The sequence below is a fragment of the Mesobacillus subterraneus genome (genome assembly GCF_000934845.1).
GTDB classification, from domain to species: Bacteria; Bacillota; Bacilli; order Bacillales; family Cytobacillaceae; genus Mesobacillus; species Mesobacillus stamsii.
Map to the genome: position 1 here is coordinate 94,512 of NZ_JXIQ01000016.1, position 21,907 is coordinate 116,418.

Sequence of the window (21,907 nt, forward strand, 5' to 3'; positions counted from 1 at the left end):
TAATAAAAGTATTTTGCCTAAAACTTTCTCTCCTATGTAAACTTCCCTAAGAGAAAAGGGAAAAAACGCAAAAAAAGACTGAATCTGCTTGCAAGATTCAGTCTCTACTATTATTAAAAAGTATCCCTAACAAACTGCGGATGTCGCTGCATGGAAGCGAACAGGACGATCCCGCTTACTAACAGAAGGCTGCTCGTAAAGACGAATACCGACGTGAAGCCGAGGTAGCCCGAAAGGAATCCGCCGAGGACGGGTCCGATAATGTTTCCGAAGAAACGAAGACTGGTGTTATAGCCTAGTACTTCGCCCTGCATTGCGACCGGAGCCTCCTGCCTAATATAGGCAATCCTGACAGGGATGACACCTCCAATAGTAATACCAAGTAGGAAGCGAATCAGGACTAACTGCCAAATATTCGTGACAAAGCCGCCTGGAAAATAAATGATGGCGGATAAGAATAGGAGGAGGACAAGGATCTTGATATAGCCAATTTTGTCTGCAATCTGTCCCCATTTCCGGGCCATCAGCAAGTTTCCAAGTCCCGCTGCCGAAAAAGCGATTCCGGAAAAGAATGCCAGGTTTTCATGGCCATGCAGCTCGCCGACATATAGGGAGAGAATGGGCTGGATGCTGAAATGAGCAATCTGTACGAGCATGGACATAAGCAGGACATTAAGCATGATTGGATTTTTGAGGATATGTTGAAGCACTTCTTTCCGGCTGTAATTTGTTTTGCTGCCTTCCTTTACATCAATTCGGTATTCCATGACCAGGAATACAAGCAATCCGGACACGATGATAAAGGCGGAAGTTGAATGAAAGGTAAAGGCATAGCCTGATGAGTCGGCGAGGACACCGCCAATCATCGGACCAAGCAAGGATCCAGTAATAGAGCCAGTTTGCAGAGTCCCCAGTGTTTTACCAGCGTGTTCTTTTGGCGTCTGGGTTGAGACAAGTGCCTGAGATACCGGAATGAAGCCTGAAAACAAACCCATGAACATTCTGAGCAAAAATAGTTGCCACACGGAAGTGGCAAAACCGAGCAAGAAGACAGATAATCCCATTCCAAAGGCCATAAAAATCAGAATGCGCTTGCGGCCGAAACGGTCACCTAGCCGTCCGATGAAAGGAGAGAAGAGAAACGCGGTAACGAATGTGATGCTGAAAGTAAGGCCTGACCAATTCTGAACATATTTTTCCGAAAAATCTCCAAATGACTCAATGTATAAGGAGAGAAATGGCATTACCATTGTCATACTGCCTGCGATGAAGAAATTGGCGAACCACATGATCATCAAGTTTCGTTTCGCCATTTGCTGCTGAGTCATTACATCAACACTTCTTTCTCAGTACGAATATTTCGCTTTTCTAAATAGTATACCAAAATTTTGCTGTCTTGAAAACCGATACATCTGCAGAAAAACTCTCGGAGCATAAGCAAACGAAGGTTTTACTTGAAACAGGAATCATACGGCGAATGCGAGGGGGTTAAAAAAATAATATAATCAATATCATGAACAAAGCCTGCAGCGTTTATCACACTGCAGGCTTTGTTTTTTTTATAGGTAGGCATCGCTTGTTCGAGGCTGACCAAGGCGCCCTGAGCTTTCTTTATCAGCAGCAGCGCGAAATTTTACCGCCTTTGCCGCTGTATCTTGACTCCTGTGCTTCACAGAAGAATTCTTTTCTTGATTTCACTGGTCCATTTGGATGGTGGTGCGACATGTGATCAACATATTTTTCGTAACTTGGCATACCTACAAGCAGGCTGATAAATTGTTTTCTGTATCGAAGCATGCTTTTCACGATTTTAAGCATAATGTTTCAGGTCTCCTTCATTCCGTGGGATATAAGGATCCTCATGGAGTTCATACTTCTGGTTTGTCAAAACCTTGATCCAAATCCGAATTGCCGAAATCAATACTGTGATAACAACGATCATGAAAAATGCCGTTAAACCAGCATCAATATAATCGTTTAGCATTACTTGCTTCATTTCTCCAATAGAGGCTGCAGGTGCGAGAATTTTGCCGCTATCCAGTGCCTCTTTAATCACTTTAGAGTGGGCAAGGAATCCGATTTTCGGATTTTCATGGAACAGCTTTTGCCAGCCAGCTGTCATCGTCACGATCAAAATCCAGGTAGTCGGAATAAGAGTAACCCACACATAAGCTTTTTTCCCCATTTTATACAGAATAGTCGTTCCTAATAACAGGGCAATTGCTGCGAGCATCTGATTGGCAATTCCGAATAGCGGCCAGAGTGTGTTGATTCCACCGAGAGGGTCAATGACACCCTGGTATAGGAAATAGCCCCAGCCTACTACACAAAGAGTCGTAGCAATGATATTAGGGATTAATGAATCAGTTCTGGCAAATGGTTTGTAAGCAGTTCCGATGATATCCTGAATCATAAAACGGCCAACACGGGTTCCTGCATCAACCGTCGTCAAAATGAACAATGCTTCAAAAAGGATGGCGAAATGATACCAGAAAGCCATCAAGGATGTACCACCAATAATTTTTGAGAAGATAAACGCCATTCCGATGGCAAGAGTTGGCGCTCCGCCAGTACGGGAAAGGATGCTCTCTTCTCCCACATCATTTGCAATTTTTGAAATATCGTCTGGTGTGATTGTAAAACCCCAGCTGGAAACAGTTTGTGCTGCTTGGATGACATCTGTTCCAATCACTGCAGGGGGACTGTTGATAGCAAAGTAAATCCCTGGTGTAAGAACAGAAGCAGCAATCATCGCCATAATAGCGACAAATGATTCCGTTAGCATCGCCCCAAAACCGATCGGCTGTGCGTGTGACTCTGTCTCAATCATTTTAGGTGTTGTGCCCGATGATATTAGGGCATGAAATCCGGATACAGCACCGCAGGCAATCGTAATAAATAAGAAAGGAAACATACTGCCTGAAAATACCGGTCCAGTTCCATCGACAAATTGAGTTACAGGTGGCATAGCGAGATCTGGTGCCACAATGAGAATACCGATTGCAAGCGCTAAGATCGTCCCCACCTTAAGGAATGTACTTAAATAATCACGAGGAGCAAGCAGCATCCAAACAGGCAATACCGAAGCCACAAAACCATAGATAATCATCATGATGGCAATCGTTTTGCCATCAAAAGTGAACATGGCTGCCAAAGCTGGAGTCTCCGCAACGGTTTGTCCGTACATAATCGAGAAGAGCAGCAGGACGACGCCAATTGCAGATGCTTCCCCAACACGGCCCGGACGTATATATCTCATATAGAAGCCCATGAACACAGCAATCGGGATGGTTGCCGCAATCGTGAACATTCCCCACGGACTTCCTGTGAGCGCTTTCACTACAACTAATGCTAATACTGCTATTAAAATAATCATAATTCCTAGTATTCCGATCATTGCGATAAAGCCTGTTACTTTTCCTATCTCATCCTTAATCATTTCACCAAGCGATTTGCCATTCCTGCGCATGGACCCGAATAGGATGATAAAATCCTGGACTGCTCCAGCTAAAACAACTCCGACAATAATCCAGAGTGTTCCTGGCAAATACCCCATCTGGGCTGCGAGAATTGGCCCTACAAGCGGACCTGCCCCAGCAATTGCCGCAAAATGGTGCCCAAAGAGAACCCATTTGTTAGTTGGTACATAGTCTTTTCCATCATTATGGATTTCCGCGGGAGTTTTCCTGTTGTCATCAAGCTCGAATACCTTCCTTGCCATGAATCGACTATAAAAACGGTAAGCGATTGCATAAACACTGACTGCTGCAGTCAATAGCCAAATGGCGTTGACGCTTTCTCCGCTGTTCAAAGCTATAACGGCAAAAGCGATGGCACCGAGAGCAGAGACTAAACCCCAAATAATGATTGATTTGATTGCTTTCAACTTTCTCCCCACCTTTTCTTTGATATGATCACATTATATTTTATAATTACAAATTTTTAAACAAAAAAAATTATTTAGCAGGAATAAAAAACCATTGATTTAACTAATATCATTAGTTAAAATAAAACTAACGATAGTAGTTTAAATTGGAGGGTTCCGAATGAGGATCATAAAAGAAGGCTTTTTGTATCAGTTAACATTCATGCCAAGAGTTTTTCCAGTGAATTGTTATTTTATTGAGGAAGAGGAAGGGCTGACCTTAATTGATGCCGCGTTGCCAAACAGTGCCAAACCAATAATTCATGCAGCAGAACAAATTGGGAAACCAATCAATCGAATTGTTTTAACCCATGCTCACAGCGACCATATTGGAGCACTTGTGGAATTGAAGAAAAAGCTGGATGTCCCGGTTTATCTATCTGTACGTGATTCACGCCTTCTTGCCGGTGATACCTCACTAGACCCATCTGAACCTCAGACTCCGATTCGCGGAGGAGTACCGAAGAACATCAAAATAAAACCAGATGTGGTCCTAACGGAAGGGGATGAAATCGGCTCGTTAGTCGCATTTGAAACACCAGGACATACACCAGGATCGATGGCTTTTCTGGACAAAAGAACCCATTCTCTAATTACAGGTGACGCCTTCCAAACTAGAGGGGAAACAGCTGTATCTGGGGTGATAGTACCATGGTTTCCTTTTCCAGCGATGGCTACTTGGAACAGGAAACTAGCATTGAGAAGCGCAAAAAAAATTCTCGGGCTAAAACCAACAATTCTGGCTGTAGGTCATGGGGAATTGCTTCGTGAACCTGTCACTCACATGGAGAAAGCTATCCGAAAGGCAGATGCAATTTTACAAAAGAATGGAGCGTAGGAAATGTCACCAAGGCCTAAAATTGCCCTCGATAAACAAACTATTGTAATAGCAGCAGCACAGCTTGCGAATGAGCAGGGAAGTGATCGCGTAACGCTTGCCTTGCTGGCAAAGAAGCTTAATATCAAACCACCATCGTTATATAACCATTTTAATGGCCTGCCAGGACTTAAAAGAGAGCTTGCCCTGTTTTCACTTGAAAAACTGTATAACGAACTTGAGGCAGAAGCATTGGAAAAGTCTCCCGGGGAGGAATCAGTTCTGGCGATAACAGACGCTTATTTAGCTTTTGCCAGGGAAAATCCTGGTCTTTATGAATTTGCTTTGTCAGCTCCTGACCCTTCTGATGAAAAAGTCAATCATGCTGGGGAGAAAATTGTCACGCTTGTCCTATCCAAAATCAAGCCTTTTCATTTCTCAGACGTGGAAGCGATTCATGCAGTGCGAGGATTAAGAAGTTTAATGCATGGTTTCGCTTCTCTCGAGCAAAAAGGTGGCTTTGGAATGCCCTTTGATATTAATGAAAGCTATAGGCTGGCGGTACAGACCTTTTTCCGTGGCATGAAAAAATCAGGTTAATTTTCATCTTCTGAAATAGTTTCAATGGGTACTCACATACATATGTATAGATGCTACTTTTAAAAGAACAGGAGGCGCGCTATGGATATATATGTGAGAAGAGGAGAATCATTTTGGTATTTCAGCAACCTTTTCAATATCCCGCTTCAGTTGATCATAGATTCCAACCGCGATGTCGATCCGAACGCACTGACTGTGGGCCAGGCTGTAAAGATTCCCGGTTATGCTGCTGTTGATTACCGAATCCGTGCGGGCGATACGCTCTGGCAGATTGCCCAGAGCAGAAATATCCATTTGGATGCTCTCGTGTTGGCCAATCGAAATAGTAACCCTAATCAACTGTATATTGGCCAGATGATCAAAGTTCCAACAAGGATTACCTGGAGGATTGTCCAGGGAAAGAAGAGTTACGATTCCCGATCTTTCATGAATGATGTAAGGCGCTTGGAAAGTATTTATCCATTTATGAAAGTGCCGTCCATCGGCAAATCTGTTTTAGGAAAAAGAATTCCTGAAGCCCAAATTGGCAATGGAAATAAAAAGGTCCATTATAATGGAGCATTCCATGCGAATGAATGGATCACTACTCCCATCCTCATGACGTTCATTAATGATTATCTCCTGGCGCTGACAAACCATTCCTCGATACGAGGGCTGTCCATGCTGAACTTATACACCCAGATGGCTTTGTCGATTGTCCCGATGGTCAACCCCGATGGAGTCGACTTGGTTCTTAATGGTCCTCCTGAAGAGGAGCCATGGAATGAAAGGGTAGTAGAATGGAATAAAGGGAGCATCGACTTCAGTGACTGGAAGGCGAACATAAGAGGAGTGGACCTGAATGATCAATTTCCGGCGGAATGGGAACGGGAAAAAGCAAGAAATCCAACCGAGCCTGGTCCGAGGGATTATGTAGGAGAAAAGCCATTATCGGAGCCGGAAGCAATCGCTATGGCAGAACTGACACGCAAGCGCGATTTCTCGAGAGTGCTTGCTTTCCATACTCAGGGAAAAGTCATCTACTGGGGATTTGAAAACCTTGAGCCGCCTGAATCGGAGGCAATCGTTCAAGAATTTTCCAGGGTAAGCGGCTACCAGCCGGTAAAATCAATCGAAAGCTATGCTGGATACAAAGACTGGTTCATCCAAGATTGGCGCCGGCCAGGCTTCACAGTCGAACTCGGTTTTGGCATTAACCCATTGCCACTGTCTCAATTTGATGAGATTTATGAGGAAGCTCTGGGGATTTTCTTGGCAGGACTTTATATGTAAAGAAGGAGATTACCTGAAAAGGGGGATATAGTGAGCAGCAAAAAGCTCATTAGTAGCTCCCGACTCATAAATCGATATCCAAAAGAAAAGGCATTTTCTGCTCTTGAAAAAAATTAGAAGCATCGGGCAATGGGCACGATGCTTCTACCAATTTATTTTTCGAAAATACTGTTGGACAGGAGACGGAAGAGATAGTCTGTGTGATCGCGAAAACCTGCTTCAAGGCCAATTAACGTCACATCTTTATCCTGTTCTTTTACAATCACAGCTTTTCCTTGCGCGGCAACATTGTTTTTCCAGTGTCCGGCAACAAAGAAGTCTGAGTTGTCGTCAAAAGTTGCAGAAACCTCATCGTTGCCTGTGTTTTCATACCAAACAGGTCGATAGACGAAGCCAAAATCGTCTGAGATGTAGCCGGCAGTTACCCCTTCTCCCTGGTAATCAACTTTAGCTATACCGTTGCTGTTGTAATCTCCGACAACAACAGTGTTATCTGTAAGACATAACGTCTTCGTCGCATTCGATGCACCAGCACCAACTGCGATATATTTTCCACCGCTATTTAAGAACTCGTCTACATTAGCTTTGAAGCCATCAAACTGTGCTGGATTTTGGAAACCAAATTCTTTATTGCCAGCACGTGACTGGGTCCTGGCAATCAAGCTTTCCGTGCCGCTGTAAACAAATACATCAAAGCTGGAAAGACCTTGTTCTGCAACTTCTGCAGGAGATACTTCAGTAACAGCGAAGCCAAGGCGTTTGAGTGCGAGTTTTGTACCCGAGTGAGATTGGACCTTATTCATCCCGCCATCCTTTAAAATCGCAACCTTCATGCTTGCAACTTCAACGGCTTCGGCAGGCACCTTTGCTGATTCAATGTGCAGTCCGGATTGTTTGACTGTTGCTGAAATTGTGTTAGCGGCTGCTTCTGTATAAAAATTGCCTTTCTTATCACGTTTAACGTTGACTCCCTGAAGAAGGAGTGTATTCACCAGGTTGACAGCTTTCACGGAACTGTTTGGAATCAGGAATGGCCCTTTGCCGCTGACGCTGCCCTGGCTCTGTACTTGGTTCACTTTCGTCGCTGTTACTTCGAAATCACTCAGGACCGCAATCGCCTCGAAGCCCCAAAGTTCCGGCAGACTCCATGCTGAAATATCATACATCGCATCAACCTCTTCCGTGATGTCCTCGCCATCCCACAGCATCGTATTGGCAAGACCGGCCTTTGCCTGGTCCATTTTTACAATATATGTGCCTTTAGGATAAGATTGGCCGCCGGCTGTAAAATCCTTTGAAGCCTGGACAACTTCAATGTCGTTTTTCTGCAAATGATTAACGGCCTTATGAGTTACCGTTGGATCTTTAGGATCAAGAGGCAGAACGTAGGCAGAAGGGAAGAATCCTTCATCATGGAATGGGTGGTCAAAATTGATGCCGCGCCTGAACATCTCGATTTGGTCTTTGATCATTTCCTGCTTGTTATCCGTCGCATTTTTCAGCGCGCCCATGATGGCGTCATACATCCAGCGAACCCCGTCCATGTCATTCGTAGGTGTTTCAAGCGTATGACCATATGCACCATGGTACATAGCATACATTGGCGTAAAGATTGGCGGGTAATCATCCCAGCCCTCCGCGTCATCACGCTGAGGAATGTAGGTTCCTTCCATTGACTGATACAGGCTGCCGGTAAAGCTTCCCTTATTGGACATGATTTCGGTTTCCATCGCTTCTGCCTGGTCCATTGCCCACTTTTCATAAAGGTCATATTCATAATTTGGATTATGGGGAACAGTACATGGTTCAATTAGCCCCTGCTTGTTCGGTGCATAATTTTTCACATAGCCATGTGTATCAAGGAAGACCATTGGATTCCACTCTTTGATCAGTGCAACGGTTTCCTGTGTTTCCGGCTGTGACTGGGTGATGAAGTCACGGTTTAAATCAATTCCTTCTCCGTTGAATCGGGTAGCATTGATGCGCCCGTCAGGATTCTGAACGACATTGAAAATCAGAATATTATTCTCCAGAATTTCTTTCGTTGTCTCATCATTGTCAAATGAAAATCGTTCAATCAACTGAATGATCGCGTCACTGCCAACAAACTCAGTTCCATGGATCGAGCCATTGATCATGACAGGTACTTTGAAATCCGGATTGTTTGCAATCCAGTCCTGTGCTTTGTCAGGATTGTTGAACATCTGCTTTCTTAAAGCCTGAATTTTGCCGAACTTGCCCTGGGAATCTGGAGAAGCAATTGTCACGACATAAAGGGGTTGTCCTGTTGATGACTGACCTTTCACTTCAACCTTAACTCTGTTGGATTGCTTTTCTATTTCAGTAAGTTTTACGCCAATTTCTGAGAACTTCATAAAATCATAGTTTTCACTGTTGAATAGACTTCCATCCTGCTCTTCGTATGTATTTACATAATTCCATTTTAACGATTCAGCAAGTGCCGGTGTCCAGGGGGAAGCAGCGAGCAAACTAGCAGCGACTATTCCAGAGATTATTTTTTTATGCTTCATCGATTTATCCTCCAAAAAAAGTATTTGTATATTTATACATAATAATAAATAAATATTATTTCTACAATCATACAAAATTCCTATATTAGCTTGAGGAATAAATCCTATAATTCTTGAAAATTTAGATGTTGGTAATAAATTGAAAAAGGAGATAGGTAAATAGTCATTAAAAAAAAGGGGCCAGAGCCCCTGTTTATAGTAGTTGCATTGTCCGCTTACGTTTCCATTTTCTTGCTTTATTTTTTTGTTCAAGTTCCGCAACTGGCTTTGCAACCAATGCATTTTTGAATTCAACGGGTGTTTGTTTTATGGAAAAGACAACCGTATTGACAGCTTTCTTTTTCTTTTCAAAATTAGTCATTAGCTTTTGCTGTTTAAACTTAAGTGAATCTGTCTCTTCTATGATCGCATTCGTTTTGTTCTGGACACGGGTAACTGTCTCTTGAAGGCTATCAATCGTAGGTTTGGTATCTTTAAATGTTTTATAAGCTACATAACCAAGATACCCAATAGCTGCCAAGATTACAGTGATGCTAATATAAACAATGAACACAGAATCAGCCTCCTTTCCATTGCAAGATTTACCTATTTATACCCTTCTTCAGCAAAGAATAACAAATTTTAGCCGGAAGAGTAGTTTTAGGAACGATCCTGTTCTGCCTGATTGAGGCAAGAGAAAAAATTGTGTATCGCCAATAAAGTTGTGAAAATCGCCAATAAAATATATCATCATAGTCAATATCGCCAGAATGGAGACTGAACTAAGAAGAATCGCATTCGTAAACGATCGCTTTCGGGAAGAAAAGTTCGCCAGACTTTTTGAAGAAGCGAAAGTAGCAAGCACTCGCTCCTCGGCATTTTTTTCCTCAGCATCGAACTCCCCAGCACCTTCTTTCGCGACAGTTTTTTGCTCTTGCCCTTTTTTCAAAAAAGAGTAGAATGGAAATTATCGTTTAAATGAAGGAAGGAAACATCGTGAAAAATTCGAAAATCTACCTGATTCTGATCGGTATCATGTTCCTGTGGGGATTGAATGTGTCCGCACTTAAAGTAATAGTAGGGAATTTTCCGCCGATTACGATAACCGCGCTTCGCGTATTCACGGCCGGAGTCTCGGTGTTTATCATTCTCCTTTTTTTAAAAAAAATTCGCCTGCCATCAAGAAAAGAATGGAAATATATTATCGGTGGCAGCATCCTAAACGTAACCGGCCATCATCTGTTCCTGGGAATTGGATTGAACGTTACCTCGGCAGTTAATGGTGGTTTGATCCTTGGTTTAGGTCCGTTGTTAACCGCATTGATGGCTATTTTATTTCTCGGAAAAAAACTGACGTTTGTCCGGACTCTGGGATTTATTTTTGGAGGAATCGGGGTCTCCCTGACTGTTCTTGCAGGGGATACCAGCCTGTCAGGCATGTCAATCGGTGACTTTTATGTGTTTCTAGCGATTGTTTCACAAGCGATCAGCTTCATTATTATATCCAAAGCAGCGAAAACACTAGATCCTCGTCTGTTGACTGGCTATATGCTAGTCATCGGCTCGATTTTGTTGTTGTTGATCGGATTATGGAAGGAACCTGAAGGATTGGCGAGCCTAGGAAATGCTTCTGTCGGAATGTGGAGCATATTTTTCGCGTCGGCAATTTTTGCCACTGCAGTTGGGCACATGCTCTACAATTATGCGATAGGCCAGACCGGACCTGCAGAAGCGTCCATCTTTCTGAACTTGAATACATTCCTATCCATCCTGTTCGCAGGAATCTTCCTTGGCGAGCGGATCACATCCTCCCATATGCTCGGACTAATCTTCATCGTCGCAGGTGTCATCTTCGGATCAGGAGCACTTGAGGAACTGATGCTAAAAAACAGAGCGAAACGAAATGCAGCTTAATAGTAGAAACGGGCAGGGCTTCGGCTCTGCTTTTTGAAATGTGTCCATTCTCCAATGAAAACTGTCCGAATTTTAGACAGTTCCCCCTCTTAGTAGCTTTATTTTCCTGAAAAAATCCTTGGCATGATTCTTGCTTTCTATAAAAAGATAACTTTATAAAAGTGAGGTCAGGAAAAATGAAAATGAGCGAGATAAAAGCAATGGTGACTGGAGGCGCATCCGGGTTAGGGGAAGCGACGGTGCAAAGGATTGTCGAGCAAGGGGGAAAAGCGGCCATTCTGGATTTATCTGTTGAACGCGGTGAAGCTCAAGTGCAACAAATGGGAGAGAATGTTCTTTTTATCAAAACGGATGTGACGAGTGAGGAAGAAGTTAGGAATGCCGTTCATAAAGCAAGCGAGTCATTCGGTTCGATCAACACGGTTGTAAACTGTGCCGGGATCGGCGTTGCCGGAAAGCTGCTATCAAGAAAAGGCGTTCACTCCCTGGAGATGTTTTCAAAGGTCATTTCCATCAACTTAATTGGAACCTTCAATGTCATCAGGCTTGCGTCCGAGCAAATAGCTCAAAATGACCGAAATGATGTTGGCGAGAGAGGAGTCATCATCAATACTGCATCCGTTGCCGCGTTCGACGGTCAGATCGGGCAAGCCGCATACAGCGCTTCAAAGGGTGGAGTGGTAGGCATGACGCTGCCAATCGCAAGGGAACTTGCTGGATACGGCATCAGAGTGATGACGATAGCACCCGGTCTATTCCATACGCCAATGTTCGATTTGCTTCCAGCTGAAGCAAGGGAAGCGCTCGGAAAAACGGTGCCTTTCCCGCAGCGCCTTGGCTACCCGGAGGAGTTTGCTCAGCTCGTTGAAAGTATTATGGTCAATCCGATGCTCAACGGCGAAACAATTCGTCTGGATGGAGCAATCAGAATGCAGCCGAAATGATCATGATATCAAAACCTGCTCTTCACCTGGGCAGGTTTTTTCATGATTAAAAAGTGAAGTTTTTCTCAAAGTGTAATATAATTAAAATATTCAGAAATTTTTAACGGGAGGAGGGAAAAGAATGCTGGAATTCAGGGACATCGTGACCCCTGTGGACTGTCTGGTGACAGAGACAACCACTTTGCAAGAAGCGGTCGAAATCTTCATGGAAAAGAAATGGAATCTCCTACCCGTTACGGATCTTGAAAGGAATCTGCTTGGCGTTTTTACTCGCAGCGGTTTGTATCAAATGATCCTTGAAGGCAACCCCCTTGAAACGGCTATCCAACCATATATAAAGAAGGAAGCGCGATCGATTCGAATCGATACTCCTTATAATGAGATCGAGCAAGCGGTAAAAACAAGCCAGGTAGGTACTGGTGTAGTGCTGGATGAACAGGATAAGGTCATCGGTTTGCTAACGAAGACCGAAATGGTGCTCGCACTGCTAAAATCTGCGAATACTCTTAAGGAACAATTGGAAACAATCCTTCAGCACTCCAATATCGGTGTGCTCATGACGGACGGCAGCCAGCAGATGATTTATGCGAATGAAGCGTTTGCGAAAATCAGCGGACGGACTGTTGCTTCCATTATGTCCCGGAAGCTCGGCGATATTTTTCCTGGATTGCTGAATGGAGATGACATGCCTCATCATTATGAAAAATTCAAATCAATTCTCCATGTTTCTTCCTATGAAACAGTGAATCATGAAGAAGGGAAAATCCTGTTATTCCAGGATATATCCGAACTTGAAAAGATGGCAGAAGAACTAGAGACGGTCAAAAAACTTAAACTGACAATCGAAACGACACTGGAGTATGCATATGATGGAATCTTGATGACAGATGAAAAGAATAGAATCACCATGGTCAGTCCGCCTATGCTCGAACTGTTCAGCCTGGAAAAAAATGAAGTGCTGCACAAACCAGTCGAGCAAGTACTCCCGCAACTGAAGCTTGGCAATGTGTTCCAGTCAGAAATGGCGGAAGTCAGCGATTTTAACGAGATGAACGGAATTCGATATATTGTCAACCGAATTCCTATTAAAAAGGACGGCAAGGTGATTGGAGCAATTGGAAAAGTGATGTTTCGCCAGTTGAATGAGGTTAGCGAGTTGTTCAAGCGACTTCAAAAGGCGGAAAACAAGGCAAGCTTTTTTCATGAGCAGCTGCAAAAATCAGAATCGGCGAGGTTCACATGGGATCATATCTTCAGCAAGGATCCTTACATGGAAAAATTAAAGAAAAGTGCAGCAAAAGCAGCGAAAGGCAGATCCACTGTACTAATCAGGGGGGAAAGTGGTACAGGAAAGGAATTATTCGCGCATGCCATCCATAACAGCAGTGCCCGCAGTGAAAGGAAGTTTATTGTCGTCAATTGTGCAGCCATCCCAGAGGATCTGTTGGAATCAGAGTTTTTCGGTTATGAAGAAGGCGCCTTTACAGGGGCAAAACTGCGCGGCAAAATTGGCAAGTTTGATCTTGCGAATGGTGGGACGCTATTCCTTGATGAAATCGGCGATATGTCCCTGTCGCTTCAGGCAAAGCTGCTAAGAGTTCTGCAGGAACGGGAATTTTACAGGGTGGGTGGAAACGTGCGGGTGAAGGTCGATGTCCGTATCATTGCTGCTACAAACCGAAACCTGGAAGAGATGGTGAGACAGGGGAAATTTAGAGAGGACTTATATTATCGCTTGAATGTTATTTCGCTGAATATTCCGCCGCTTAGGGATCGTGTTCAAGATGTTGAATATTTAATTATGGAATTAATGAAGGAGTTGAATTCGATGCTTGGTACGAGCATCACAGGCATTGCTTCTTCGGCAAAAACTGCACTCCTTCGCTACGAGTGGCCGGGCAATGTGCGTGAATTGCGGAACGTCCTAGAACGCGCCATGACCTTTGCCGAGCATGGAAAAATACAGGCAGAGGACCTGCCGGATTACTTGCTTTCCCCACTTACCGAACAAATCAGCCTTGCAGAAGATGCTGAGCTTGGTGCGATCAGAAAGGCACTCTCCCAGACAAATGGCAACAAAGCAAAGGCAGCAAAACTATTGGGGATCAGCCGTTCAGGATTGTATGAAAAAATAAAGAAATACCAGCTGAGCGTGTAAGGGGCTTTATGAAAGATTTTTCATCTTGATTATTGAGAGTTGTACCAAACTGGGAAAAACACGTGTTTTTTTCCAGTTCGCCAATAAATCCTGGAAATCGCCAATAAAATGAAAAAATCGCCAATAAAGTTGTGAACTCCGCCAATAAATGAAAAAAATCGCCAATAAAAATAGGAAATCGCCAATATCGCTTTTATTTCACGTCTGAATTAACACCAATCAGTATATTATAAGCAATTTTCCGTCGAGTTGAATCTTCTCACTATATGTCCAAACACAGTGTCCAATTTCTGGACACTATGCAGCACATTCTCGCCAATTCCTGCCAGATTCATCGCGTTTATCACTTTTTGAAAATTGGCATAATTATTGCATATAAAAACATGAATGCGCTTTCAGAAATAACCAAGGAGGAAATATTGTATGGATATCGGATCCTATTTAGCACAAAATGCTAGGAAAACACCGGAGAAGCTTGCGATCGAATGTGAGGGAAGGAGCTATACCTACAAGCAGTTTAACGAGGAAGTAAACAAGCTAGCCCATGGACTGCTCAGGATGGGAATGAGCAAAGGCGATAAAATTGCGTTAATGATGAAAAACTCCGATCAATTTGTGTTTGCATTTTTTGCAGGCGCGAAAATTGGAGCGGTTATCGTACCGGTAAACTTCCGTCTGACAGCCTCCGAGGTTCATTACATACTCGAACAGTCCGGTACAGTACTGGTTATATGCGATGATGAGTATGAGGAAATCATCACTTCAGCACGTGAAGGAACAAATGTAGCTCATGTCATTACAGCTGGAACTTCCAAAACGGTTGGACATCATTCCTTTGCGAGTGTCCTTTCCACTGATGTCACCAATCCACAAATGGAGATCAGCGAAGACGATGATCTTGAAATCCTCTATACATCTGGGACGACCGGCCGGCCAAAAGGTGCCCTTTTTGACCATAAACGGGTCTTTAATGTTGGTCTGACGATGATGATCACCATGGGCATTAACCAGGAGGAACGAATCCTCCACATCGCCCCGCTGTTTCACTCGGCTCAGCTTAATTTATTCCTGGTGTCAGGCGTCGTACTTGGCGCAACCCATATCATCCATCGAGATTTCCACCCGGTGACTACTCTGCAGTCGATTCAAGAAGATAAAATTACCCACTTTTTTGGAGTCCCTGCCATGTATAACTTTATCCTTCAGGTGCCGAATGCAGCAGATTATGATCTTTCGTCGATTAAAAGATGTGGCTATGGCGCTGCCCCAATGGCGCCGGAGCTCGTCCGTAAGAGCATGGAACTATTCAGGACGGACCAGTTTTACAATCTTTGCGGTTTGACAGAAGCTGGCCCAGGCGGTATCCTGCTTGGTCCTGAAGGCCATAAACATCACCTTGGCAAAGGAGGAAAATCAGCATTCCTGACTGAAGCGAGGGTTGTCGATGGAGAAGGAATAGACATCATGCCTGGTGCAGTCGGGGAGTTCATCATCAAAGGGGAATCGATTATGAAAGAGTACTATAAGAAGCCGGAGGAAACGGCGAAAACAATCAAGGAAGGCTGGCTGTACACTGGTGACTTGGCAACGATCGATGAAAATGGATATATTACGCTAGTCGATCGGAAAAAAGACATGATTATTTCCGGTGGCGAAAATGTCTATTCGATTGAAGTCGAAGAAGTCCTCTATGAGCACCCCGCCGTTTTGGAGGCGGCTATAATCGGACTGCCGGATGAGGTATGGGGTGAAGCTGTCTGTGCAGTCATTGTGCCTAAAAAGGATGCAATGGTGGATGAGCAGGAGCTGAAGAGTTTTTGCCGCCAAAAACTTGCAGGCTATAAAATTCCGAGAAAAATATTTATCGAAGAAGCATTGCCTAGAAATGCTTCAGGTAAAATTTTAAAATACCAGCTTCGCCAGAAACTAGTTTGAGAGGGGAGAAGCAGGATGAAACACCCTTATTTAACGGATGACCATGAAATTTTTCGCAGGTCACTGAGAAAATTTTTAGAGAAAGAGGCATACCCTTTCTACGACCAATGGGAAGAGGAGCGGATGATCCCACGCTCCTTCTGGAGAAAAATGGGTGATCAAGGTTACCTCTGCCCTGATATTGACGAAGCATACGGAGGAAGCGAAGTAGACTGGGGTTTTGCAGTTGTCATCAATGAAGAACTAGAGCGGGTAGGCTCAGGCCTCGTTGGCGTTGGATTGCATAATGACATCGTAGTGCCTTATATCACAGCATACGGGACAGAAGAGCAGAAAAAACGCTGGCTGCCAAAATCTACGACGGGTGAAATCATTACCGCGATTGCGATGACAGAGCCGGGGGCAGGATCGGACCTGGCAAATATCCAGACGACAGCAGTCCTTGACGGTGATCACTATATTTTAAATGGACAAAAAACATTCATCACCAACGGAATCCAGTCTGATTTGGTAGTTGTAGCCTGTAAAACCGATCCAAAAGCAAACCCAAAGCATAAAGGAGTGAGCTTGCTTGTCGTTGAGCGGGATACACCAGGCTTTTCACGAGGAAGAAAACTGAATAAGGTAGGATTGCACTGCCAGGATACCGCAGAGCTCATTTTTGAGGATTGCTTGGTACCAAAGGAGAACTTGTTGGGGGAAGAAGGAAAAGGTTTTGTCTATTTAATGGAAAAGCTTCAGCAGGAACGGCTTTTGGTTGCGATTGCTGCCCAGATAACATCGGAGGTCATGCTGAAGCAAACAATCGATTATGTCAAAAGCCGAGAAGCGTTTGGCAAACCGATCAGCAAATTTCAGAACACGCAGTTCAAGATTGTCGAGATGGCGACAGAAATCGAAATGGGCAGAGCTTTCATCGACCAGCTGATTGCCGAGCACATCGAAGGAAAGGAGGTTGTCACAAAGGTTTCGATGGCAAAATGGAAGCTCACAGACAGCGCTAGGAAAATTGCCTCGGAATGCATGCAGCTTCATGGGGGTTATGGATATATGGAAGAATACGAGATTGCGAGAAGATTCCGTGATATTCCGGTTGCCAGTATCTATGCTGGAACAAACGAAATCATGAAAACCATCATTGCTAAAAATATGGGGTTATAGATAAAAAGATTTTTGGAAAGGAAGAGGAAACATGCGCGAAGTGGTAATCGTTGAAGCTGTCAGGACACCTGTCGGCAGGAGAAAAGGGTTGTTAAAGGATATCAGGTCGGATGAGCTAGCGGCACTAGTTTTGAAAGAGGTTGTCAAGCGGGCTGGCATCGACGCCGGTCTTGTCGAAGATGTCATTTTGGGGTGTGTGACACAATCAGGAGAACAGGCCGGGGATATTGCTAGGGTAGCTGCCTTGACTGCCGGTTTCCCAATTGAAGTACCAGGAACAACAATAGACCGCCAGTGCGGGTCTAGTCAGCAGGCCGTCCATTTTGCTGCACAGGCAATTCTTGCAGGGGACATGGATGTCGTCATTGCCGGCGGCGTTGAAAATATGACTCGTGTTCCAATGGGGTCTAATTACCAGGATGCCCACCCTTTTAGTTCTAAATTAAGAGAACAACACGAGATGATTCATCAGGGAATATCTGCAGAACGAATCGCAGAGAAATACGGTTTTACTCGCCAGGAGCTTGATGAATTCTCTGCTGAAAGTCACCGCCGTGCTTTGAAGGCGCAGGCCGAGGGTTATTTTAAAAAAGAAATCATGCCCCTTGAGGTAACACTTGAAAATGGGGAGACCACTTGGATGTCGGAGGACTCCGGCCCGCGGGAAGGAACAACACCAGAGGTATTGGCCGGGCTGAAAACGGTGTTTAAAGAGGATGGCGTCATCCATGCTGGGAACTCAAGCCAGATCAGTGACGGTGCAGGAGCACTGCTGTTGATGAACCGTGAAAAAGCAGAAGAGCTCGGCTTGAAACCGCGCTTTAAGGTCCATACAAGGGTAGTCGTAGGATCAGACCCGACACTGATGCTGTTAGGGCCGATTCCGGCAACAGAAAAGGTGCTCGAAAAAGCCGGATTGAAGCTGGAGGACATCGATGTATTCGAGGTCAATGAAGCCTTTGCACCTGTGCCAATGGCATGGCTGAAGGAAACTGGTGCGGATCCTGAAAAGCTCAATCCAAACGGCGGAGCAATTGCGCTTGGACACCCTCTTGGGGCAAGCGGCGCCCGCCTGATGATCTCGATGCTGCACGAGCTTGAACGGACTGGTGGCAGATTTGGATTGCAAACGATGTGTGAAGGCCATGGCATGGCGAACGCAACCATTATCGAGCGGTTAGATTAGATTTTTCTATTGGTGACCGAAATCAGCGAAATGGAGAAAAAGAGGTCACCAATCGGAGTTCCATATACAGCTTCTCTGAAAAGCATAAAATGACATTTCATTAGGAGGAATGTAAATGAGCACAACAATCGGCAAAATTTTTGACCTGACCGTAATGAAGTTTCCGAACAAGGAAGCCCTCTATGATGTCCGCAGAAATGTCCGTTATACGTACAGCGAATGGAATGATGAGGTAAATCGGCTTGCCAATGCGCTTCTCGCTGAAGGGGTGAAAAAAGGAGACAGGGTTTCTACCTTCACCTTTAACACAGAGGAGCTGGGCACCGCGTTTTTTGCTTGCGCAAAGATTGGTGCTGTTTTCAATCCTATTAATTTCAGGTTGCAGGGGGAAGAGGTCGCGTTTATTCTAAAAGACGCTGAGCCGAAGGTAGTTATTTTTGAAAAAGCAGTTGAGCAAGTGATTGCATCGATTGAAAACATGTTTCCGCATATCTCTTTCTGGTTTATCGATGAAAATGCCCCAGAATATGCACAGAGTTATCACGAAAAAGTGAAAGCGGCTGAGCCTAAGCCAGTTGAAATGAATGTTCAAGAGGATGACCTGTACGCAATCATGTATACAAGCGGTACGACCGGCAGGCCAAAGGGAGTCATGCACAAGCATCGAAATATGGTCGAACAAAGCATGCTTGTTATCGGTTCAACGAAATTGGATGCAGGTGATAATGGCCTAGTGACTGCGCCAATGTTCCACTGCGCTGAACTGCATTGCGCTTTCCTGCCGAGAGTCCATGTCGGTGGCAGCAATGTCATCCTCCATCAATTTGCTCCGAAGAAAGTGCTTGAACTGATAGGTTCCGAAAAAATAACCAAGTTCTTCGCTGCGCCAACGATGTGGAATATGCTTTTACAGGAGAATCTATCAGACTATCATATTGAAAGTCTGAAGCTTGGATTATATGGAGCAGCTCCGATGGCGCCATCGCTTGTCCATGCCTGCCATGAGCGACTTGGCATCAAACTTGTTCAGGCTTATGGAATGACGGAAATGGGTCCGGCGATCACCTTCCTTTCCGAGGATGACCAACTGACTAAAGCAGGTGCAGCTGGTCAGGCTTGCCTAAACCACGAAATCAGGATTGTCCGCCCGAATGAGGAGGGTCCGTCCGAACCGGAAGACGTCCTTCCGCCTGGAGAAAGCGGGGAAATAATCGTCCAAGGTCCATGCATGATGTCCGGCTATTTCCATCGAGAAGAAGCAACAGAAAAAGCGTTATACAAGGGTTGGTACCATTCTGGAGATATCGGTTACCTTGATGAAGATGGTTTTCTGTGGGTGAAGGACAGGGTGGATGACATGATCATCAGCGGCGGGGAAAATATTTATCCGCGTGAGGTCGAGGACGTACTTCATGCCCATGAAGGGGTGCTTGACGTCGCGATTGTCGGGCAGCCTGATGACCGCTGGGGTGAATCTGTAACAGCCTTTGTTGTGAAAAAAGATCCGCAGCTGTCAGAAGAAGCTCTGGACGAATGGTGCAAAAACAGCGACAGCCTGGCAAATTACAAACGGCCTCGCAAGTACATTTTCGTCGATGTGTTGCCGCGGAATGCGAGCGGAAAAATCCAGAAATTCATGCTGCGTAAACAGATGGAAGATATGGTTTCAAAAGGGATGCTGACTTAACGGAAAGGTTTGTAAAAAAATGTTGAAGGATATTAAAATTATAGACTCCACGAATTATATCCCGAGTCCGTTTGTAACACTGAGGCTAGCGGAATTTGGGGCAGTAAGGAAGCAGGGAAATAAATATTCTTAATTTGCTTTGCGGAAGGGGAATGGTTAATTATGATGAATACTCCATTGACAGTAGGATCACTATTAGAAAGAGCTGAAAAGTTTTTCCCGAAAAAGCTGGTAGTGTCGCGGACACTATCAGGTATTCACCGGTTTACCTACAAGGAGATTGGCGAGCGGACCCGGAGGCTTGCTAGTGCGCTTGAAAAGCTTGGTATTGAAAAAGGCGACCGGGTCGGAACTTTTGCCTGGAATCATCATCGTCATCTAGAAGCCTATTTCGCCGCACCTGGTATGGGGGCTGTGCTCCATACGATCAATATTCGATTATCACCTGAGCATGTCTCTTATATCATCAATCATGCGGAAGATAAGGTATTGCTTATCGATGAGGATTTGGTACCGCTGATTGAGCGGAACAAGGATCAATTTAAAACGGTGGAAGCATATATTATCATGACTGACAAAGATGAGCTGCCGGAAACAACATTGGAACCTGTCTATTCCTATGAAAAACTATTGCGAGAATCCAGCCCTAAGTTCGAATTCGTAAAAAATATAGATGAAAATGACCCTGCCGGAATGTGCTATACATCAGCCACAACAGGGAATCCAAAAGGCGTAGTTTACTCCCATAGGGGCATTGTCCTCCACAGTTTCGCGTTTGGTCTGGCTGATACTGCTGCGTTATCGGAAACAGATGTCGTCCTACCGGTTGTTCCGATGTTCCACGCCAATGCCTGGGGTCTGCCATTTGCTGCGACATGGTTCGGCTCTACCCAGGTGCTTCCAGGGCCGCTGTTCACTCCAAAACTGCTGGCAGAATTGATCGATCAGGAGAAGGTCACTTTCACCGCAGGAGTACCGACGATCTGGCTTGGCCTCTTAAATGAACTGGAAAAAGGAAGCTATGATACATCATCGCTCAGAGCGATTGTCTGTGGAGGATCTGCTGCGCCAAGAGGGATGATCAAAGCGTTTGAAACGAAGTACAAAATTCCATTCCTGCACGCTTATGGGATGACGGAAACGACTCCGCTGGCCACGGTTTCTCGTCTGAAAAGCTACCAGATTGGCTTGGAAGAAGAAGAAATTCTCGATATCCGTTCCAAGCAGGGACTGCTCGTTCCAGGTTTGGAAATGAAGGTCATTAGCGGAAATGGGGAAGTGAAGTGGGATGGAGAAGAAATGGGCGAACTGCTGCTGCGGGGACCGTGGATTGCGGATGGATATTACAAGGATGAACGGTCCAAAGATGCATTCCGTGATGGCTGGCTTTATACTGGCGATGTCGCCACTGTAGATGAAGAAGGCGTCATCAAGCTTGTCGACCGAACAAATGACTTAATAAAGAGCGGTGGGGAGTGGATTTCCTCCGTTGACCTTGAGAATGCCTTTATGTCCCATGATGCCGTATTCGAAGCAAGTGTTGTCGCTGTTCCGCATGAACAATGGCAGGAACGCCCGGTCGCCTGCGTCGTCCTTAAAGAACAATACAAAGGGCAAGTCACAAAGCAGGAGCTGCTCGAGTTCATCGCACCGCAGTTCGCTAAATGGTGGCTGCCAGATGACGTAGTATTTATGGAAGAAATTCCGAAAACCTCCGTCGGAAAATTCCTGAAGCGGGCGTTGAGGGACCAGCTGAAAGACCATCTCGTACAAAATTCATAAATGTACAATATTTTCC

At 44.8% G+C, this 21,907-nt stretch carries 16 protein-coding genes; 11 read left to right on the forward strand and 5 right to left on the reverse strand.

All coding sequences use genetic code 11. The features are described from left to right. Positions 1–113: 113 nt before the first annotated feature. The 3 genes from UB32_RS02565 to UB32_RS02575 form a co-directional block, all read right to left on the reverse strand. Positions 114–1,328 carry an MFS transporter gene (locus UB32_RS02565; RefSeq protein ID WP_044390937.1) on the reverse strand — a complete coding sequence of 405 codons (1,215 nt, stop codon included), beginning with the start codon at positions 1,326–1,328 and terminating at the stop codon, positions 114–116. Positions 1,329–1,614: 286 nt separating this feature from the next. Then, complete coding sequence (locus UB32_RS02570) at positions 1,615–1,818, reverse strand: YbdD/YjiX family protein (protein WP_044390938.1); 204 nt, start codon at positions 1,816–1,818, stop codon at positions 1,615–1,617. Continuing rightward, positions 1,811–3,886, reverse strand: coding sequence for a carbon starvation CstA family protein (locus UB32_RS02575; RefSeq protein WP_044390940.1), 2,076 nt, complete (start codon positions 3,884–3,886; stop codon positions 1,811–1,813). Before UB32_RS02575 ends, UB32_RS02570 begins: the two co-directional genes overlap by 8 nt. A 160-nt stretch (positions 3,887–4,046) precedes the next feature. Between UB32_RS02575 and UB32_RS02580 the strand changes: the two genes are divergently transcribed. From UB32_RS02580 to UB32_RS02590, 3 genes are all read left to right on the forward strand, one after another. After that, positions 4,047–4,763: an MBL fold metallo-hydrolase gene (locus UB32_RS02580; RefSeq protein WP_044390941.1), complete on the forward strand. Its 717-nt coding sequence runs from the start codon at positions 4,047–4,049 to the stop codon at positions 4,761–4,763. 3 nt (positions 4,764–4,766) lie between these two features. Further along, complete coding sequence (locus UB32_RS02585) at positions 4,767–5,342, forward strand: TetR/AcrR family transcriptional regulator (protein ID WP_044390942.1); 576 nt, start codon at positions 4,767–4,769, stop codon at positions 5,340–5,342. 81 nt (positions 5,343–5,423) lie between these two features. Next, entirely contained in the window at positions 5,424–6,614 is a 1,191-nt protein-coding gene (locus tag UB32_RS02590) for a M14 family metallopeptidase (protein ID WP_044390943.1), read from the forward strand. A 152-nt stretch (positions 6,615–6,766) separates the two neighbouring features. Here UB32_RS02590 and UB32_RS02595 read toward each other — a convergent pair whose 3' ends face one another. Together UB32_RS02595 and UB32_RS18925 are read right to left on the reverse strand one after the other, a co-directional pair. Continuing rightward, positions 6,767–9,145 carry a M14 family zinc carboxypeptidase gene (locus UB32_RS02595; RefSeq protein ID WP_044390944.1) on the reverse strand — a complete coding sequence of 793 codons (2,379 nt, stop codon included), beginning with the start codon at positions 9,143–9,145 and terminating at the stop codon, positions 6,767–6,769. 193 nt (positions 9,146–9,338) lie between these two features. Continuing rightward, positions 9,339–9,698: a DUF948 domain-containing protein gene (locus tag UB32_RS18925; protein WP_052806928.1), complete on the reverse strand. Its 360-nt coding sequence runs from the start codon at positions 9,696–9,698 to the stop codon at positions 9,339–9,341. Between the two features lie 422 nt (positions 9,699–10,120). Between UB32_RS18925 and UB32_RS02610 the strand changes: the two genes are divergently transcribed. The 8 genes from UB32_RS02610 (at position 10,121) to UB32_RS02645 (ending at position 21,891) form a co-directional block, all read left to right on the forward strand. Beyond that, positions 10,121–11,038: a DMT family transporter gene (locus tag UB32_RS02610; protein ID WP_128721476.1), complete on the forward strand. Its 918-nt coding sequence runs from the start codon at positions 10,121–10,123 to the stop codon at positions 11,036–11,038. 176 nt (positions 11,039–11,214) lie between these two features. Continuing rightward, positions 11,215–11,982 (forward strand): 3-hydroxyacyl-CoA dehydrogenase, encoded by a 768-nt coding sequence (locus tag UB32_RS02615; RefSeq protein ID WP_044390949.1) that lies wholly within the window; start codon positions 11,215–11,217, stop codon positions 11,980–11,982. A 121-nt stretch (positions 11,983–12,103) separates the two neighbouring features. After that, the gene (locus tag UB32_RS02620) at positions 12,104–14,140 is read left to right on the forward strand and encodes a sigma-54-dependent Fis family transcriptional regulator (protein ID WP_044390951.1); all 2,037 of its coding nucleotides are present in this window, start codon (positions 12,104–12,106) and stop codon (positions 14,138–14,140) included. Between the two features lie 423 nt (positions 14,141–14,563). Continuing rightward, positions 14,564–16,075, forward strand: coding sequence for a class I adenylate-forming enzyme family protein (locus tag UB32_RS02625; RefSeq protein ID WP_044390953.1), 1,512 nt, complete (start codon positions 14,564–14,566; stop codon positions 16,073–16,075). A 15-nt stretch (positions 16,076–16,090) separates the two neighbouring features. Then, complete coding sequence (locus UB32_RS02630) at positions 16,091–17,236, forward strand: acyl-CoA dehydrogenase family protein (RefSeq protein WP_044390954.1); 1,146 nt, start codon at positions 16,091–16,093, stop codon at positions 17,234–17,236. A 31-nt stretch (positions 17,237–17,267) separates the two neighbouring features. Next, positions 17,268–18,422, forward strand: coding sequence for a thiolase family protein (locus tag UB32_RS02635; protein WP_044390955.1), 1,155 nt, complete (start codon positions 17,268–17,270; stop codon positions 18,420–18,422). A gap of 115 nt (positions 18,423–18,537) precedes the next feature. Then, positions 18,538–20,109 (forward strand): fatty acid--CoA ligase, encoded by a 1,572-nt coding sequence (locus tag UB32_RS02640; protein WP_044390956.1) that lies wholly within the window; start codon positions 18,538–18,540, stop codon positions 20,107–20,109. A gap of 162 nt (positions 20,110–20,271) precedes the next feature. Beyond that, positions 20,272–21,891, forward strand: coding sequence for a long-chain fatty acid--CoA ligase (locus UB32_RS02645; RefSeq protein WP_084221690.1), 1,620 nt, complete (start codon positions 20,272–20,274; stop codon positions 21,889–21,891). Positions 21,892–21,907 lie beyond the last annotated feature (16 nt).